Raw genomic sequence first — 18,668 nt, 5'->3', positions numbered from 1 at the left:
GCGGGCGCCGGGGCGCGGTGCCGGGTGCGGCACCCGGGCGGGCCGCCGTCCGTGAGCAGGGCCGGACACGGACGGCGGCCGCGCGGGCGTACGGGAACCGGTGTCCGTCAGGTGCAGCCGGTTCCCGTACGGGTGGGAGCGGTCAGGTCGCTCCCGGTCCGGGGGTCGTTCGGGGCGTCAGGCGGTGGTGCGCGGCAGGGTGCGGGTGCGGCCCATCCCGCCCAGCCAGGAGGCGGACGGCTTGGGCAGCCGCTCGAAGGTCTCCGGGTCCCAGCCGACCAGGCCGAAGGTGGCCTTGTAGGTGCCCCACTCGTAGTTGTCCAGGGCGCTCCAGGCGAGGTAGCCCTGCACGTTCAGACCGTCCTCGATCGCCGAGGCGACCTCGTTCAGGGCGCCGGTGTAGTAGTCGATCCGGCGCTGGTCGTCGTCGGTGGCGATGCCGTTCTCGGTGACGATCAGCGGTACGTCGTTGCCGAGGACCTCGGCGGTGTGGCGCAGCGCGTGGCCGACCGCGGTGGGGTAGTACTCCCACGTGGTGAGGGTGCGCTCGGCGTCGGCGGGGGCCGGTATCGGGCCCTCGGGGCCGATCTTGGTCCGGGTGTAGGACTGCACGCCGATCCAGTCGTCGCCGCGCGCGGCCTCGATGAAGACGTCCTCGCGCGGGTGGCGGTAGGCGGCGGTGACCTCCTCGGCGCCGGGCAGGGCCTGGTAGACCTGGTTGGCGATGGTCCAGCCGGCCTTGATGTCCGGGTTGATCGCCCGGACGGCGGCGACGGCGGCGACGTGCGCGGCGATGACGGCCCCGGTGGTCTCGTCGTCCGGGGTGGGCAGACCGGCGGGCGGGAAGCTGTTGTCACCGCGCTTGGCCTGTCCGGCCATGACGGCGATCATGTTCGGCTCGTTGATGGTGCAGACGTATTCGACGCCCTCGGCGATCACCGGCGCGCAGGCCGCCACGTACCGGGCGAAGAGCTCGACGGCGCCCTCGGCGGTCCAGCCGCCGCGCGCCTCGAACCACTGCGGCACGGTGAAGTGGTGCAGGGTGACCATGGGGCGCAGGCCGCGCGCGATCGCGCCGTCCACCATGCGGCGGTAGTGGGCGAGCTCGGCGCGGGAGAAGGTGCCCTCGACCGGCTCGATGCGGGCCCACTCGATGGAGAACCGGTAGTCCGTGAAGCCCAGCGAGGCGAGGATGTCCATGTCCTCGTCCCAGCGGTGGTAGCTGTCGGCGGCGTCCAGGCTGGGCTCGGCGATGTGGGTGCCCTCGGCGTGCTCCTTGACCCACCAGTCGCAGTTGGTGTTGTTGCCCTCGATCTGGTGGGCGGCCGTGGAGGCGCCCCACAGGAAGTGGTCGGGGAACGGGACCTGGGTGTGCGTCATCGCGGACTGTCTTTCTGGTGAGGAAGGGGTGTGACCGCGGGTGCGGGCCGCGGCCTCGTACGTTTCGGTGGGGCGCCGTGCTCGTCGGCGGCCGGGCTACTTCATGCCCGCGGTGGCGATGCCCTGGGTGAAGTGCCGCTGGAGCGCGATGAACAGGACCACCACGGGCAGGACGACCAGCAGGGAGCCGGCCATCAGCATGCCGTTGGAGCCGCCCGCCTTGTTGGGGTCGGTGGCGAAGGTGGCCAGGGCGACCGGCAGGGTGTACTTGTCGGGGTCGTTGGTCGCGATGAGCGGCCAGACGAAGTTGTTCCAGGAGCCGAGGAAGGTGAAGATCGAGAGCGTCGCCAGCGCGGGCTTCACCAGCGGCATCACGATGCGCCAGAAGATGTACCACTCACCGGCGCCGTCCATCCGGGCCGCTTCCAGCAGCTCGTCCGGGATCGACTGCATGAACTGGCGCATCAGGAAGACCCCGAAGGCCCCGGCGGCGAACGGCAGCACCAGACCGGCGTACGAGTCGATCAGATGCAACTTGCTCATCAGCACGAACAGCGGCAGCAGCATCAGGTTGCCGGGCACCATCAGGGCACCGAGCACCAGGCCGAAGATCTTGTTCCGTCCGGCGAAGTTCAGCTTGGCCAGGGCGTAGCCGAGCATCGAGCAGAACACCAGGTTCGAGACGGTGACCAGCACCGCCACGATCACCGAGTTCATGAAGTACAGCGGCAGGTCCAGCTTGTCGAACAGCTCCCGGAAGTTCTCCAGGGTCCATTCGGTCGGGATCCACACCGGCGGGCTGGCGGTCAGCTCCGTCTGCGTCTTGAACGCGGACAGCGCCATCCACAGGAAGGGTGCCGCCATGGCCAGCAGGCCGGCCGAGAGCAGGACGTAGACCAGGACGCGCTTGGGGCGGACCCGCCCCGTACGGCCTTCGGACTTCTTCACGGGCGGAGCGGGGGCGGCGCCCGGTGCACTGGTGGCGCTCATTTCGTGTTGTCCTTCAGCAGTCGGAGCTGGAGCACCGTGATGCCCATGATCACCACGAAGAGGACGTACGCCATGGCGCTCGCGTAGCCCATGTGGAAGAAGTTGAAGCCCTCGCGGTACATGTTCAGCGAGACGGTGAGGGTGGAGTCCGAGGGACCGCCCTGGGTCATCACGAACGGCTCCTCGAAGACGTTGAGGTAGCCGATGGTCGTGATCACCGTGGCGTAGAGCAGGGTGGGCCGCAGCAGCGGCACCGTGATCCCCTTGAACTCCTGCCAGGCGCCGGCCCCGTCCAGCCGGGCGGCCTCCCGCACCTCGGTGGGGATGGCCTGGAGGCCGGCGATGAAGAGCACCATGACCGTGCCGAGGTTCCGCCAGACCGCCATCGCGATCATCGACGGCATGGCGAGCGTCTCGGAGCCCAGGAAGTCGGGCGCGGTGAGCCCCATCTCCGAGAAGAGCCCCGCGACCAGCCCGTCGCTCGGGTCGAGCACGAACCGCCAGACCACGGCGACCGCGACGATGGTCGTGACCACCGGGGTGTAGAACCCGACGCGGAAGAAGGTCCGCGCCCGGTCGATGCCGTTGTTCAGCAGCACGGCGACGACCAGCCCGAGGAAGATCGTCAGCGGAACGCCGATCACCACGAAGTACGCCGTGTTGAACAGCGACTTGAGGAACCTCTCGTCGCCGAACAGCTTGGTGTAGTTGTCGAGGCCGATGAAGTTCGCGTCCATCGGGTGCGTTACGTTGCGCAGCCCGAAGTCGGTGAAGCTCATCACCAGCGTGGCGATGATCGGGAACGCCATGAAGACGAGGAAGAGCACGAGGAACGGGGTGGAGAACAGCCATCCGGCCAGGTTCTGCACGCCCATCGACTTGCGTCGGCGGCCCTTGGGCCCGGCGGCCGGGGGCGTGGTGGGTGCCCCCGGCCCGGCCTGCGCCTCGGCCGCCCGTGCGGCCTTTGCGGTCATGGTGCGCATGACTCCTACTTCACGAGGCCTTCGATCTCGGACTGGGCGGTCTTCAGCGCGTCCTCGGCGGACGCCTTGCCCTGGGTGACCTTGGCGATGGCCAGGTCGACCTTGTCCGTGATCTCCGTCCAGTTGGGGAGCGACGGGGAGGACTTGGCGGTGTCCATCTGCTTCTTGAAGACCTGGAGGGCGGCGTCACCGGCGAGGTCGCCGGAGGTCCAGGCGGCGGTGTTGGCCGGAAGGTCCTTGGTGCGCTTGTACCAGTCGGCCTGGCCCTTGGTGTCGGTCAGGTACTTGATGAACTCCTTGGCGGCGGCCTTGTGACCGCTGTCCTTGGAGATCACCAGGGAGGAACCGCCGGCCATGGAGACCGAGGACTTGTCGGCGGGCACGTTGGCCACCGCCCACTTGCCCTTGAGCTGCGGCTGGCCCTCGTTCAGCAGGGTGACGTGCCAGGGGCCGCCGAAGAACATCGGGACGCGGCCGTTGCCGAAGTCCTTGACCACGTCGTAGCCGGGCTGCACGGACTTGTTGGACAGGCCCTTGTCGAAGTACGAGCCGTACTCCTTGAGCGCCTTGACGGCCTCGGGGCTGTCGATGACGGCCTTGCCCTGGTCGTCGAGGATCTCGCCGCCGGCCGAGTACAGGAAGGAGTAGAAGTTCTGCACCGTGTCCAGGCCGCTGGGCTGGATGGACAGGCCCCACTTGGTCCCGGCCTTCTTCTGGTAGGCCGTGGCGAGGTCCTGCATCTCCTTCCAGTTGCTCGGAGCCTTGGTGATCCCGGCCTTCTCGGCCAGGTCGGTGCGGTAGTAGAGGACGCGGGTGTCGACGTACCACGGCACGCCGTACGCCTGGCCGTCCACCTCGCCCTGCTTCCAGCCGGAGGCGAAGTAGTCCTTCTCGTGGAAGGTCTTGGTGTCGACCGGCTCCAGAACACCCAGCTCGGCGAACTCGCCCATGTAGCTGCCGCCCATCTGCGCCACGTCCGGCAGGGTGCCGGCGGCGGCCGCGGAGACCAGCTTCTGGTGGGCGACGTCCCAGCCGACCGGGGTCACCTTCACGGTGATGTTCGGGTTGGCCTTCGTGTACTCCTTGGCCACATCCGCGAGCTTCTCGCCCTCGGCCCCCATGGCCCAGACGGTGATCGTCTGCTTCTTGTCCGCCGCGACGTCGTCGCCGCCGGAGCTGCCGCACGCGGTGAGACCGAGAGCGAGCGCGGCCGTGGCTGCGATGCCGATCGTGGCGTTTCTGGCGGTGCGGGACATGGAGGGCTCCTCCTTGAGCAATCCGAATGTATGCGCTGCCTGTAAGCGCATACATCACTCTGCGACAGAGATTCGGGAATCCGCAAGAGGGTGCTGGGTCACACTCGTGCAACGTGCCGGACACCTGGACGTCTCATCGGTGCCGACCGGGACGCGGCAAGTGTGTCATTTGTGTGCTTGGGAGCGGTGTGACCTATTTCGCTCGCTGTGCGGCGGCGGGCGCCGGTCGGGGCGCCCCGGAGGGAGCTATACGGTCGTGACCATGGCTGATTTCGTGCATGACTTCCCCTTCGATCCGCGGTACGACCACACGCTCCAGGAGCTGCTGGAGGTGCCCGCTCCCGCAGGTCCGGACGATTTCGACGCCTTTTGGCGGGATCGTCACGCCGAGGCCCGCGAGGTCGCCACGGAGCCGGAGATCGGCCCGCTGGAGGAGGAGCGCGACGGGGTGCGCATCCACGGTGTGACCTTCACCTCGGTCGGCGGCGTGCGGATCGGCGGATGGCTGGCGCTGCCCGTCGACGGGCCCGCCGGGCACGGCTTCGTCATCGGGCACGGCTACGGCGGCCGTGAGGCGGCCGGCCCCGAGGTGCCGCTGCCGCTGCCCCGGTCCGCGGCGATCCTGCCGTGCGTACGGGGCATGAAGGACCGCGGCCTGGTGCCGGGCATCCCGGACGTCTCCAGCGGGCACGTGCTGCACGGGATAGCCTCCCGCGACACCTACGTCATCGGCGACTGCGTCGCGGACCTCTGGTGCGCGGCCTCGGCGCTGGCCGAGCTGGTGCCGGGCCTCACCCCGCAGGAGGGCGGCCCCGGCCTCGGCTACTACGGGGAGAGCTTCGGCGGCGGCCTCGGCGCGCTGGCGCTGCCCTGGGACGACCGGTTCCGGGCCGGACAGCTCACGGTGCCGACCTTCGGCAACCACCCGCTCCGGCTCACCCTGCCCTGCATCGGCAGCGGCGAGGCGGTGCGCGGCCACCGCGTCGAGCACCCCGAGGTCACCGAGGTGCTGCCGTACTTCGACGCCGCCACCGCCGCGACCCGGCTGGAGCTGCCCGTGCTGGTGGCCGCGGCGCTCTTCGACCCCTCGGTGCCGCCGCCGGGGCAGTTCGCCGTGTACAACGCGCTGGCCGGGGAGCGCGAGCTCCAGGTGATGGACGCGGGCCACTTCGAGTACGAGGGCACGGCCGCCGACGTGGCGGAGCTCCAGGCCGCCCGCGGGCGGTTCTTCGGGAGGTGGCTGACCGCTTAGGGGCGCGCTCGCAGCGGGCAGGGCCCTTGCTGGCCCTGCCCGTCCGGTCGTCGGCCGCACCGCCCCGCGCGGGGCGGTGCGGGGCCCTTCGTCAGGCGCAGCCGCAGCTGGCGCGGCGGACCTGGGAGACCGGGAGCATCAGCGAGACCGGCTCCCGGTCCCGTTCGGCCAGCCGCTGCACCAGCAGCTCCACCGCCTGCTCGCCGAGCCGGCGGATCGGCTGGCGCACCGTCGTCAGCGACGGCGTCACGATCCGGCTCAGCGGAATCCCGTCGAAGCCGGTGACCGCGACGTCCTCGGGCACCCGCACCCCGCGCCGGGCCAGCGCGCGCAGCGCGCCCACCGCCATCTGGTCGTTGGCGAAGAGCATGCCCTGCGGCCGCTCGCCGGGCCGGTCGAGCAGCGCCTCCGCGGCCCGCGCGCCCTCCGCCTGCGTCATCATCGCGATCCGCAGATCGGGTGCCTCCGGCACCGGCAGCCCGGCGTCGGCGCACGCCTGCCGGAAGCCCAGGAACCGTGCCTCGGCGTCCGGGGAGTCCGTCTCGCCGCCGACGAAGGCGAGCCGGCTCAGCCCGTGGTCCTCGATCAGGTGGCGGGCCAGCTCGCGCTCGCCGTCCGTGTTGGCCACGACGATGTGGTCGAGGTGGTCTATCTCGCGGGGACCGGCCAGCATCACCACCGGGAGCCGGCGCGACAGCACGTCCAGGTCCTCGGTCGGCACGGTCCGCGCCATGACGGCGAAGCCGTCGACCCGTCCGGCGACCTTCGCGACGAGGTCCTCCGTACCGCCGTCCAGCAGGGCGGCGATCAGCAGCGCGTAGCCGTGCCGCCGGGCCGCGCGCTCCATGCCGCGGATGATCTGGTCGGAGTAGAGCATCACCGCGTCGTCGGCGTCGCTGTCCTCCGCCTCGGCCTCCGCCTCGGGGTCGGCGTAGTCCGGGAAGCAGAGGCCGAGCACCCCGGTGGTCCGGCTGGCCAGGCCCCGGGCGTTGCCGCTGGGGACGTAGCCCAGCGCGCGGGCGGCCTCCAGGACCCGCTCCCGGGTCTGCGCGCGCACCGAGTCCGGGGTGCGGTAGACCCGGGAGACCGTGGCGATGGAGACGCCCGCCCGTTCGGCGACGTCGTACACCGTGGGCGCGCTCACTCGACCGACCGCCCGCTGTTCGTGCTGTACCGAAGCACCAGTTGTTGCATGAACCGACCCTTTTCTGAAAGCGCATTCACCCTAGGTCCAGGGCCGCTCGGCGAGCAAGGTCGTCCGGCGGGGTCCCGCCATGATCGCCGCATCCTACGGGCGGCGGGCCGCGCGGTGCCGCGGCCGGGGCCGCCCCGGCTGCGCCGCACGGGTGAGCTTCGCGGGCGGCGGCGCCGTGTCTGCGCCGCCGCCCGCGCACGGGCGCATTCAGTAGAAGGACCAATCAGTGTGATCAACTGCAAATGCCACCAAGAGCGCCCCATCCGGCCCACCCGCTGACGGGCGGGCCGGACCGGGCCGGCCCCGGAGGTAACCAGCCATGTCCCACCTCGGCGTCCCGTGGGGGACGGCCCGCACGCGCCGCTCCCTCGCGCTTCTCACCACCGGTGTGCTGGCCTTCCCCCTGCTGGCCGGCTGCGGCTCCGGCGACGGCTCCACCGCCGGCCCCGACATCGCCGTCGTGGACCGGAACCAGGTCGCCGACGGCGGCACGGTCGACTGGGCGGTCGACGCGCTGCCCACCACCCTCAACGCCTTCCAGGCGGACGCCGACGCCACCACCGCCCGGATCACCGGCGCCCTGCTGCCGACGCTCTTCCCGCTGGACGCCCGGGGCGAGCCGCAGCTCGACCCGGACTACCTGGAGTCCGCGAAGGTGATCGAGCGCGAGCCCCGCCAGGTGGTGCTCTACCGCCTCAACCAGCAGGCGGTGTGGAGCGACGGCCGGCAGATCGGGGCCCCCGACTTCCTCGCCCAGTGGCGGGCGCTCAGCGGCCGCGACAGTGCGTTCTGGACCGCCCGCAACGCCGGCTACGACCGCATCGACAGGATCGAGCGCGGCGCCGACGACCTGGAGGTGCGGGTCACCTTCAACCGGCCGTACGCGGACTGGCGCTCCCTCTTCTCCCCGCTGTACCCGAAGGAGGTGACCGGCTCCCCGGACGCCTTCAACGACGGATCGCGCACCACGCTCCCGAAGACCGCCGGGCCCTTCCGGCTGGGCGGCATCGACAGGAAGGCGGGCGAGGTCTCCCTCGTGCGCAACCTCCGCTGGTGGGGGAGCCGGCCCAAGCTGGACTCGCTGGTCTTCCGGGCCGTCGCACCCCGGGACCGGGCCGCCGCGCTCGCCGAGGGCCGGGTCGACGTGGCCGACATCGACGCCGCCGCGGACCGCCGGATCACCCGGGCCGTCCGTGACCGGGCGAAGGGCCGCCCGCCCCTCGCGATGGGCCCCGGCGCCGCGACGGACCCGGCCTCGGCCCTCCGTTCCTGGGCGGTGGCCCACGGCTCGGACCCCGAGGCGGCCGCCGCCGAACGGACCGCCCGGGAGAAGGCGCGGGCCGACGCCGAGGCGTACGCCGCCGAGCAGAAGGCGCTGACCGGCTACGTGGTGCGCAAGTCGCTGGAGCCCGCCTACACCCAGCTCGCGCTGAACGGAGAGTCCGGACCGCTGGCGGACGACCGGGTGCGCCGGGCGGTCGCCCGCGCCCTGGACCGCCAGGAGCTGGCGGAGACCGTACTGCGCCCGCTCGGCCTGCCCGCCCGCCCGGTCGGCAGCCACCTGGCGCTGGCCGGCCAGCCCGGCTACCAGGACGGCAGCACCGCGCTCGGCGGCCAGGACACCGGGCAGGCCCAGGCGCTGCTGGCCGAGGCGGGCTGGACCCGGGAGGGCGCGGCCCGCCCGGACACCGGCACCAAGGCGGGCAGCGAGGCCGGGCGGCAGGGCCCCGAGGCGGAACCGGACGGCGACGAGGCCGAGGACGACGGCACGGACGGGGCCGACGACGGCAAGCCCGGCGAGGGCGACCCGGCCGGCGGCGTCGGCCACGTCCTGGCCACCGCCCCCGCCGCCGCGTTCCACAGCGCCGTCCTGCTGCGCCAGGCCGGCGCCCTCACCGCGTCCGCCGGGGGCGCCCCCGCCCAGGACCACCGGCCCGGCGGCGCGGTCGGCGCGTACGCCCCGCCGGGCACCGCCGCCCCGGCGCGGGCGACGGGACCCCGGCCCGGCCCGCTCGGCAAGGACGGCAAGCCGCTGAGCCTGCGCTTCGTCCTGCCGTCCGGCCCCGGCTCGGAGCAGCTGCGCGGGGTCGGCGACCGGATCTCGGCGATGCTGGAGGAGATCGGCATCCGTACGGAGATCGTCAAGGTGCCCGACGAGAGCTACTTCCGGGACCACGTCGCCGCCGGCGACTACGACCTCGCGCTGTACTCCTGGCCGGCGACCGCCTACCCGGCCACCGACGACCGGCCGATCTTCGCGAAGCCGGTGCCCGCCGCCGACGGCTCGCTCCAGGTCGAGCAGAACTACACCCGCGTCGGCACCGACCACATCGACCAGCTCTTCGACCGGGCGGTCGGCGAGCTCGACGAGTCCGCCGCCCGGGAGCTGATGAAGCAGGCCGATGCCCGGATCTGGGCCGCCGCCGGGTCGATCCCGCTCTACCGGCGCCCGCAGCTGGTCGCGGTCGACCGGAAGCTGGTGAACGTCGGCGCCTTCGGCTTCGCCGCCCCCCGCTACCAGGACATCGGCTATGAACGGCCCCAGGCCGCCAAGGCCGGGAGCAAGTAGAAGAACCACCAGGTCAGCCGGGTGGACGTCGGCCGTCCGCAACCTCAGAAAAGGCTCAAATCCCTTGCCCGCCGCCTTGCCCCGCGGGCAAGGTCGGCCCGGGGCCCTTACCCGACGGACAGGGTCCCTTGCCCGTTGACCCGGGCGGCCGCTCGCTCCCCCCACCTCCAGGAACCGCGCCGGGGCCCCAAACCCCGGTCTCCCGGAGACATCCGCTCCGGAGCCCCACCTCCGAAGCCGCGCAGAATCCGGGCCCGTCGCAGGACGGGTCCACGTCCCCCATCGCGCCCCCGTGCCGCGTCCCCGGTGAAATCCGCCGGAAGACCCGGCCACGGGGGCGCGAACGTGCGGCCGACGAGGCGCTCCGCCACCGCGTCCGCGCCGGTCGGGGCGGCCGTTCCCGGGCCCGGGGGAGCCCCCGGCCCTTGCCCGGGAAGCCGCTGCGGCGTCGGGCCCGTACCATTGGACGAGCCGTGGCGCGTCCGCCCGGTGGGCGTACGAGGACTTGAGACCGACTTAGACGCCTGATCCCACGATCCGAGAGAAGCGCAAGCCACCCATGCCCACGCGCCACGACATCCGTAACGTAGCCATCGTCGCCCACGTCGACCACGGCAAGACGACCATCGTCGACGCCATGCTCAAGCAGGCCGGCGCGTTCGCCGCCCACCAGCTGGAGTCCGTCGACGACCGCGTCATGGACTCGAACGACCTGGAGCGTGAGAAGGGCATCACGATCCTCGCCAAGAACACGGCGGTGAAGTACCACCCCAAGGATGGCGGGGCGCCCATCACGATCAACATCATCGACACGCCGGGCCACGCCGACTTCGGCGGCGAGGTCGAGCGCGGTCTGTCGATGGTCGACGCGGTCGTGCTGCTCGTGGACGCCTCCGAGGGCCCGCTTCCGCAGACCCGCTTCGTGCTGCGCAAGGCGCTTCAGCAGCGGCTGCCGGTGATCCTCTGCATCAACAAGACGGACCGCCCGGACTCCCGGATCGACGAGGTCGTCAACGAGACCTACGACCTCTTCCTCGACCTGGACGCCGACGAGGACCAGATCGAGTTCCCGATCGTCTACGCCTGCGGCCGTGACGGCATCGCCTCTCTCACCAAGCCCGAGGACGGCACCGTCCCGGCCGACTCCACCAACCTGGAGCCGTTCTTCTCCACCATCCTGGAGCACGTCCCGGCCCCGACGTACGAGGACGACGCGTCGCTCCAGGCCCACGTCACCAACCTCGACGCCGACAACTTCCTCGGCCGTATCGCGCTGCTCCGCGTCGAGCAGGGCGAGCTGCGCAAGGGCCAGACGGTCGCCTGGATCAAGCGCGACGGCACGGTGTCCAACGTCCGCATCTCCGAGCTGATGATGACCGAGGCGCTCACCCGCAAGCCGGCCGAGGTGGCGGGCCCCGGTGACATCTGCGCCGTGGCCGGTATCCCGGACATCATGATCGGCGAGACGCTGGCCGACCCGGAGAACCCGGTGGCGCTGCCGCTGATCACGGTCGACGAGCCCGCGATCTCCATGACCATCGGTACCAACACCTCGCCGCTGGTCGGCCGCGGTGCCACCGGCAAGGGCGCCGACGCCAAGGCCGTCGTCAAGGACCGCAAGGTCACCGCCCGCCAGGTCAAGGACCGCCTGGACCGCGAGCTGATCGGCAACGTCTCGCTCCGCGTCCTGGACACCGAACGCCCCGACGCCTGGGAGGTGCAGGGCCGCGGCGAGCTGGCGCTGGCCATCCTGGTCGAGCAGATGCGCCGTGAGGGCTTCGAGCTGACCATCGGCAAGCCGCAGGTGGTCACCAAGGAGGTCGAGGGCAAGACGTACGAGCCGGTCGAGCGCATGACCGTCGACGTGCCCGAGGAGCACATGGGCGCCGTCACGCAGCTCATGGGCGTCCGCAAGGGCCGGATGGACAACATGTCGAACCACGGCTCCGGCTGGGTCCGCATGGAGTTCGTCGTGCCCTCCCGCGGCCTGATCGGCTTCCGTACCGAGTTCCTGACGCAGACCCGCGGCACGGGCATCGCCCACTCGATCCACGAGGGCCACGAGCCGTGGTTCGGCACGCTGACGACCCGCAACAACGGTTCGCTGGTCGCCGACCGCTCCGGTGCGGTCACCGCCTTCGCGATGACCAACCTCCAGGAGCGCGGTGTGCTCTTCACCGACCCGGGCACCGAGGTCTACGAGGGCATGATCGTCGGTGAGAACTCGCGCGCCGACGACATGGACGTGAACATCACCAAGGAGAAGAAGCTCACCAACATGCGCTCCTCCTCCGCCGACTCCTTCGAGGCGATCGTGCCGCCGCGCAAGCTCTCCCTGGAGCAGTCCCTGGAGTTCTGCCGCGACGACGAGTGCGTCGAGGTGACCCCGGAGGCCGTGCGTATCCGCAAGGTCGTCCTGGACCAGAAGGAGCGCGGCCGCACCGCGTCGCGCGCCAAGCGCTGATCCGTCGCGGGCGCCGGGAGCGCCCGCACGGACAACGGGGCCCGGCCCGCCGTCGGTTGACGGAGGCCGGGCCCCTTCGTATGCCGTAGCGCGCATGGTCGGGCGGGGACCGGGGGAGAAGGATGTGCGACCGCAACCGCGCACTCTTGGCGGTGCGCTGTCAACCAGGCGGAACAGGCCCCTGTCCAGTTGTTTTCCCCGGCGATCCGTCCGCATATCGATCGTCGCTCTCCGAAAGCTGCGTTAACGGTCCGTTTCGAGCGTGTCTGTCTGGGATCGCTTTGTCCGGATTTCGGGCAATCGCACTTCTGTGATGTTGTTAAAACGAGACCCTTTAAGTGTGGTTTACGGCCCGGTCGTACTTAATAGTTGGCTCCATTGAGCTCGGGTCAATGGGTCACGCACTGTGGGGAGTGCCGACTCACGAGCACACTAGGGGCACTGAACGATCACCGTCAGGGGTGTCGGTGTATCACTCCAGTGCCCTTCTTGTAGTCAAAAGTGGACTCATGAGGAGGAAACCCATGCGTGGTGCCAAGAGCGCCAAGTGGGTCGCGGGTGCGGCCATCATCGCCCTGGCCGCGACTGCCTGTGGTGGTAACGACGACGGTGGCGACAAGGCCATGAACTCGGGCAAGGCGGACCCGAACGGGATCCTGACCGCCCAGCTCGGCGAGCCGCAGAACCCGCTCCAGCCGGCCAACGCCAAGGAGAGCCAGGGCAGCCGTGTCCTGCGCACCATCTTCTCCGGCCTGGTCGACTACGAGCCCGGCACCGGCAAGCTCGTGAACGTCAACGCCGAGTCCGTGACGCCCAACGCCGACTCGTCGGTCTGGACCGTGAAGCTCAAGCCGGGCTGGAAGTTCCACGACGGCACCACCGTGACCTCGAAGTCCTACGTGGACTCCTGGAACTGGTCGGCCAACGTCAAGAACAACCAGACCAACTCCAGCTGGTTCCAGGACATCAAGGGCTACGCCGATGTCCACCCGGAGAAGGGCTCCCCGAAGTCGGACAAGATGTCCGGTCTGAAGGTCGTCGACGACAACACCTTCACCATCACGCTGACCGGCCCGGTCTCGTACTTCGCGTACAAGCTCGGTTACGACGTGTGGGCCCCGCTGCCCGAGTCCTTCTTCAAGGACCCGGCCGCCGCCGGCCAGCACCCGATCGGCAACGGCCCCTACAAGTTCGTCTCGTGGGACCACAAGAAGCTGATCAAGGTTCGCAAGTTCGACGACTACCAGGGCCCGAACAAGGCCAAGAACGGTGGCATCGACTTCAAGAACTACACCACGGCCGACGCCGCCTACTCGGACCTCCGGTCGAACAACCTCGACTGGATCGAGCAGGTCCCGACGACCGCGCTGACCAGCTACAAGCAGGACCTCGGCGACCGTGCCATCGACGCCGAGTACTCCGCGGTGCAGTCGATCGTCCCGGCGTTCTACACCAAGCAGTTCAAGAACATCGACCCCAAGGTCATCCAGGGTCTGTCGATGGCGATCGACCGTGACACGATCACCAAGACCGTCCTCCACGGCACCCGCACCCCGGCCGACTCCTTCGTCGCCCGCGGCGTGCTCGGCTACAAGGCCGGCGCCCTCGGCGACGTCGTGAAGTACGACCCGGCCAAGGCCAAGAAGATGATCGAAGAGGGCGGCGGCGTCCCGGGCAACAAGATCTCGATCCAGTTCAACGCCGACCAGTCCCACAAGCCGTGGGTCGACGCGGTCTGCAACAGCATCCGCAAGGCCACCGGTGTCGAGTGCGTCGGCGACTCCAAGCCGGACTTCCAGGCCGACCTGAACGCGCGTGACAACAAGCAGGTCAAGTCCATGTACCGCGGTGGCTGGGTGCTCGACTACCCGGTCAACTCGAACTTCATGCGTGACCTGTACGGCACCACCGCCGCGGGCAACACGTCGGGCTACTCCAACAAGGAGTTCGACAAGCTCGCCTCGGACGCCGACAAGGCCAAGACGCTCGACGAGACCGTGAAGATGTACCAGGAGGCCGAGCAGCTCCTGAAGAACGACATGCCGGCCATCCCGCTGTGGTTCTACAAGGTCAACTCGGGCCAGTCGACCAACGTCTTCGGCAAGATCGTTTACGGCCAGGACGGCGACCCCATCTTCACCGACGTCCAGGTGAAGGCCAAGAAGTAACTATCGGGATCCGACGGCCGGTTCCGTCGCTCCTCATCGGAGGAGCGACGGGCCGGCCCGTAGGCGTCGGCCCCGGGGCTTCTCCCCCACACCCCCGCGGCGGAGACAACTCTGAGTAGGCCATCGCCGACCCCTCACGGCATGGAGGCATGATGGGGCGTTACGTCGCAAGGCGACTGCTCCAGATGATCCCGGTTTTCATCGGGACCACTCTGATTATTTTCCTCATGGTCCACATCCTTCCCGGTGACCCCATCCGGGCGATGTGGGGAGACAAGGCGGCAGACCCCGCACAGGTCGCGTCGCTCCGCCATGAGTTCGGACTCGACCAGCCCCTGTGGAAGCAGTACGTCGACTACATGGGCAATCTCTTCCAGGGCGACTTCGGCAAGACCTTCGGTGGTCGCCAGGTCATCGACGAGATGTCCGAGTCCTTCCCGGTGACCCTGCGGCTGACCGCCGTAGCCATGATCATCGAGATCATCGTCGGCATCGGGCTCGGTGCCTGGGCCGGTCTGCGGGCCGGCAAGGCCGCCGACACCGGCGTGCTGATCTTCACCCTGATCGTCATCTCGATCCCGGTGTTCGTGCTCGGCTTCCTCGCCCGCTTCGTCCTCGCGGACCAGCTCGGCTGGGTGGCACCGAACGTCCAGGACTCGACGGACTACGCGCAGTTGTTCCTGCCGGGCTTCGTGCTCGCCATGCTCTCCATGGCGTACGTGGCACGGCTGACCCGCACCACCTTCGCGGAGAACCTGCGCGCCGACTACATGCGCACCGCCATGGCCAAGGGCCTGCCGCGGCGCCGCATCGTCGGTGTCCACCTGCTGCGCAACTCGCTGATCCCCGTCGTCACCTTCCTGGGTACCGACGTCGGCGGCTTCATCGGCGGCGCGGTCGTCACCGAGGGCATCTTCAACGTCCAGGGTGTCGGAAACCTGCTCTTCAAGGCGCTGCAGCAGCGCGAGGGCTCCACGATCGTCGGTGTCGTCACGGTCTTCGTCCTCGTCATCCTTGTGATCAACCTGCTTGTCGACCTGCTGTACGCGGTCCTGGACCCGAGGATCCGGTATGCCTGACGCGACCAAGACCCAGACCGAAGCGGTGGCCGAGGCCACCGCGGCGCCCGCGGCCGACGCCAAGAAGCAGGACAAGCCGCGCAGTCTCTGGGGTGACGCCTGGTTCGACCTGCGTCACCGCCCGATGTTCTGGATATCCTCGATCCTGCTGGTCGTGCTGCTGGTCATCGCGGCGTTCCCCGGTCTGTTCACCGGTGCGGACCCGCGCGACGGCGACCTGACCAACCACTTCCTGACCAAGCCGGAGCTCGGGCACTTCTTCAAGCCCGACTGGTTCGGCTACGACGGCCAGGGCCGCTCGATCTACGCGCGCGTCATCTACGGCACCCGCGCCTCGATCCTGGTCGGCGTCGGCGTCACCGCCGCCGTCACCCTGGTCGGCGGTCTGCTCGGCATGCTCGCCGGCTACTTCGGCGGCTGGCTCGACTCGATCATCTCCCGGGTCACCGACATCTTCTTCGGCATCCCGTTCCTGCTCGGCGCGATGGTCGTCCTGAACGCCTTCACCGAGCGCAAGGTCTACGTGGTGATCCTGGCCCTCGCCTTCCTGGGCTGGACCTCGATCTGCCGAGTGATGCGCTCCTCCGTCATCACCGCCAAGCAGGCGGACTACGTGACGGCGGCCCGGGCACTCGGCGCCGGCACCCCGCGCATCCTCTTCCGCCACGTCCTGCCGAACGCGCTCGCCCCGACCATCGTCGTGGCCACCATCGCGCTCGGCGGCTACATCTCGGCCGAGGCGACGCTCTCGTTCCTCGGGCTCGGCCTCGCCGACCCGACGATCTCGTGGGGCATCGACATCGCCGAGGGCAGCCAGGCCATCCGCGACAACCCGCACGCGCTGCTGTTCCCCGCCGGAATGCTCAGCCTCACGGTCTTCGCGTTCATCATGCTCGGCGACGCGGTCCGCGACGCCCTCGACCCGAAGCTGCGCTGAGGAGGGCGTACGACGTGACCACCATGGACAAGACAGCAGACAGCCCGGCGCCCCGCTCCGGGGCGTCGGAGAGCGCACCGCTCCTCGAAGTGCGTGACCTCCACGTGGAGTTCCACACCCGTGACGGCGTCGCCAAGGCCGTCAACGGTGTGAACTACAGCGTGGACTCGGGTGAGACCCTCGCCGTGCTCGGCGAGTCCGGCTCCGGCAAGTCCGTGACCGCCCAGGCGATCATGGGCATCCTCGACATGCCGCCCGGGAAGATCCCGCAGGGCCAGATCCTCTACCGCGGTCAGGACATGCTGACCATGAGCAACGAGGAGCGGCGGAAGATCCGCGGCCGGAAGATCGCCATGATCTTCCAGGACGCGCTCTCCTCGCTGAACCCCGTGCTCTCGGTCGGCTACCAGCTCGGCGAGATGTTCCGGGTCCACCAGGGGCTCTCCCGCAAGGAGGCCAAGGCCAAGGCCATCGAGCTGATGGACCGGGTCAAGATCCCCGCCGCCAAGCAGCGGGTGAACGACTACCCGCACCAGTTCTCCGGCGGTATGCGCCAGCGCATCATGATCGCCATGGCCCTGGCGCTGGAGCCGGACCTGATCATCGCGGACGAGCCGACCACCGCGCTCGACGTGACGGTCCAGGCCCAGGTCATGGACCTGCTCAAGGAGCTCCAGACGGAGTTCAACATGGGCCTGATCCTGATCACCCACGACCTCGGCGTCGTCGCCGACGTCGCGGACAAGATCGCGGTCATGTACGCGGGCCGGATCGTCGAGACCGCGCCGGTGCACGAGCTGTACAAGCGCCCCGCGCACCCGTACACCCGCGGCCTGCTCGACTCGATCCCGCGGCTGGACCAGAAGGGCCAGGAGCTCTACGCGATCAAGGGCCTGCCGCCCAACCTGCTCAAGATCCCCTCGGGCTGCGCCTTCAACCCGCGCTGCCCCAAGGCGGAGGACATCTGCCGCACGGAGATCCCCAAGCTGGTCACGGTGACCGAGCAGGACGGCTCCGAGCTGCCCGGCCGCGGCAGCGCGTGCCACTTCTGGAAGGAGACGATCCATGGCTGAGAACGACAAGACGGACGGTTCCATGGACGCCACCCCGAACGTCACCGAGGTCGTCGCGGTGGACGCCGCCGACGACACGGCGGCGGTCGCCGCCATCGAGGCCCCGGTGGAGCGCGGCGAGCCGATCCTCCAGGTGCGCAATCTGGTCAAGCACTTCCCGCTGAGCCAGGGCATCCTGTTCAAGCGCCAGGTCGGTGCGGTCAAGGCCGTGGACGGGGTCTCCTTCGACCTCTACCAGGGCGAGACCCTCGGCATCGTCGGCGAGTCCGGCTGTGGCAAGTCCACCGTCGCCAAGCTGCTGATGACGCTGGAGACCGCCACCGCGGGCGAGGTCTTCTACAAGGGCCAGGACATCACCAAGCTGTCCGGCCGCGCCCTGAAGGCGGTCCGCCGGAACATCCAGATGGTGTTCCAGGACCCGTACACCTCGCTGAACCCGCGCATGACGGTCGGCGACATCATCGGCGAGCCCTTCGACATCCACCCCGAGGTGGCCCCCAAGGGCGACCGGCGGGCCAGGGTCCAGGAGCTGCTGGACGTCGTCGGCCTCAACCCGGAGTACATCAACCGCTATCCGCACCAGTTCTCCGGCGGCCAGCGCCAGCGCATCGGCATCGCCCGCGGCCTCGCGCTCAACCCGGAGATCATCATCTGCGACGAGCCGGTCTCCGCGCTCGACGTATCGGTGCAGGCGCAGGTCATCAACCTGATGGAGAAGCTCCAGGACGAGTTCAACCTGTCCTACGTCTTCATCGCGCACGACCTGTCGATCGTCCGGCACATCTCCGACCGGGTCGGCGTGATGTACCTCGGCAAGATGGCCGAGATCGGCACGGACACCGAGATCTACGACCACCCGACGCACCCCTACACCCAGGCGCTGCTGTCGGCGGTCCCGGTCCCGGACCCCGAGGCCCGTGAGCGCGGCGAGCGGATCATCCTCACCGGTGACGTCCCCTCGCCGGCGAACCCGCCGTCCGGCTGCCGCTTCCGCACCCGGTGCTGGAAGGCCCAGGACAAGTGCTCCACGGAACTGCCGCTGCTGGCCGTTCCCGAGCGCTTCAAGGGCTCCGACACCCCCGCGGCGCACGAGTCGGCCTGCCACTTCGCCGAGGAGCGCGACGTCGTGGGCGCGGCCTCGTAGCCACGCACCCGCAGAACACCGAAGCGCCCGGAACCGATCGGTTCCGGGCGCTTCTCTCTTCTCCATCGGGACCGGGTACGCGGGTGGCTCGGGTCAGGGGCGCCCGCGCCCGGTTCCTCGGGGCCGGCGGGCCCGGGGCCGGACCGGTCGGGTCCTGGCCCCCGGCCCCCCCGGGGCG

13 protein-coding genes are annotated in these 18,668 nt (G+C 69.8%); 8 read left to right on the top strand and 5 right to left on the bottom strand.

The window, feature by feature from the left end; all coding sequences use genetic code 11:
- Nucleotides 1-177 precede the first annotated feature (177 nt).
- The 4 genes from ACIQGQ_RS00715 to ACIQGQ_RS00700 form a co-directional block, all read right to left on the bottom strand.
- Complete coding sequence (locus ACIQGQ_RS00715) at nt 178-1,380, bottom strand: glycoside hydrolase family 1 protein (protein WP_402388923.1); 1,203 nt, start codon at nt 1,378-1,380, stop codon at nt 178-180.
- 96 nt (nt 1,381-1,476) lie between these two features.
- Nucleotides 1,477-2,370, bottom strand: coding sequence for a carbohydrate ABC transporter permease (locus ACIQGQ_RS00710; RefSeq protein ID WP_402388920.1), 894 nt, complete (start codon nt 2,368-2,370; stop codon nt 1,477-1,479).
- Nucleotides 2,367-3,353, bottom strand: coding sequence for a carbohydrate ABC transporter permease (locus tag ACIQGQ_RS00705; protein ID WP_402388918.1), 987 nt, complete (start codon nt 3,351-3,353; stop codon nt 2,367-2,369). Before ACIQGQ_RS00705 ends, ACIQGQ_RS00710 begins: the two co-directional genes overlap by 4 nt.
- A gap of 5 nt (nt 3,354-3,358) precedes the next feature.
- Complete coding sequence (locus ACIQGQ_RS00700; protein WP_402388915.1) at nt 3,359-4,609, bottom strand: sugar ABC transporter substrate-binding protein; 1,251 nt, start codon at nt 4,607-4,609, stop codon at nt 3,359-3,361.
- Between the two features lie 262 nt (nt 4,610-4,871).
- Between ACIQGQ_RS00700 and ACIQGQ_RS00695 the strand changes: the two genes are divergently transcribed.
- Nucleotides 4,872-5,861: an acetylxylan esterase gene (locus ACIQGQ_RS00695; RefSeq protein ID WP_402388912.1), complete on the top strand. Its 990-nt coding sequence runs from the start codon at nt 4,872-4,874 to the stop codon at nt 5,859-5,861.
- 91 nt (nt 5,862-5,952) lie between these two features.
- Here ACIQGQ_RS00695 and ACIQGQ_RS00690 read toward each other — a convergent pair whose 3' ends face one another.
- Nucleotides 5,953-7,005 (bottom strand): LacI family DNA-binding transcriptional regulator, encoded by a 1,053-nt coding sequence (locus tag ACIQGQ_RS00690; protein WP_402388910.1) that lies wholly within the window; start codon nt 7,003-7,005, stop codon nt 5,953-5,955.
- Between the two features lie 370 nt (nt 7,006-7,375).
- On the opposite strand from ACIQGQ_RS00690, the gene ACIQGQ_RS00685 reads away from it, so the two are divergent.
- The 7 genes from ACIQGQ_RS00685 to ACIQGQ_RS00655 all read left to right on the top strand — a co-directional run bounded on the left by ACIQGQ_RS00685 (nt 7,376) and on the right by ACIQGQ_RS00655 (nt 18,490).
- Nucleotides 7,376-9,625 (top strand): ABC transporter substrate-binding protein, encoded by a 2,250-nt coding sequence (locus tag ACIQGQ_RS00685; RefSeq protein WP_402388907.1) that lies wholly within the window; start codon nt 7,376-7,378, stop codon nt 9,623-9,625.
- A gap of 559 nt (nt 9,626-10,184) precedes the next feature.
- Entirely contained in the window at nt 10,185-12,089 is a 1,905-nt protein-coding gene (gene typA / locus ACIQGQ_RS00680) for a translational GTPase TypA (RefSeq protein ID WP_402388905.1), read from the top strand.
- A 524-nt stretch (nt 12,090-12,613) separates the two neighbouring features.
- Entirely contained in the window at nt 12,614-14,257 is a 1,644-nt protein-coding gene (locus ACIQGQ_RS00675) for an ABC transporter substrate-binding protein (RefSeq protein WP_402388903.1), read from the top strand.
- Between the two features lie 152 nt (nt 14,258-14,409).
- Nucleotides 14,410-15,336, top strand: coding sequence for an ABC transporter permease (locus tag ACIQGQ_RS00670; RefSeq protein ID WP_352273310.1), 927 nt, complete (start codon nt 14,410-14,412; stop codon nt 15,334-15,336).
- A complete protein-coding gene (locus tag ACIQGQ_RS00665) occupies nt 15,329-16,273 on the top strand; it encodes an ABC transporter permease (RefSeq protein WP_402388900.1) in 945 nt (314 codons plus the stop codon). Before ACIQGQ_RS00670 ends, ACIQGQ_RS00665 begins: the two co-directional genes overlap by 8 nt.
- Before the next feature lie 14 nt (nt 16,274-16,287).
- Complete coding sequence (locus tag ACIQGQ_RS00660) at nt 16,288-17,346, top strand: ABC transporter ATP-binding protein (RefSeq protein ID WP_402388898.1); 1,059 nt, start codon at nt 16,288-16,290, stop codon at nt 17,344-17,346.
- Nucleotides 17,339-18,490 carry an ABC transporter ATP-binding protein gene (locus ACIQGQ_RS00655; RefSeq protein WP_402388895.1) on the top strand — a complete coding sequence of 384 codons (1,152 nt, stop codon included), beginning with the start codon at nt 17,339-17,341 and terminating at the stop codon, nt 18,488-18,490. Before ACIQGQ_RS00660 ends, ACIQGQ_RS00655 begins: the two co-directional genes overlap by 8 nt.
- The last annotated feature ends 178 nt before the right edge of the window (nt 18,491-18,668 follow it).

This window comes from Streptomyces sp. NPDC092952, from assembly GCF_044754785.1.
Classification (GTDB): Bacteria; Actinomycetota; Actinomycetes; order Streptomycetales; family Streptomycetaceae; genus Streptomyces.
This window is presented reverse-complemented; position numbering and strand designations above follow the sequence as displayed.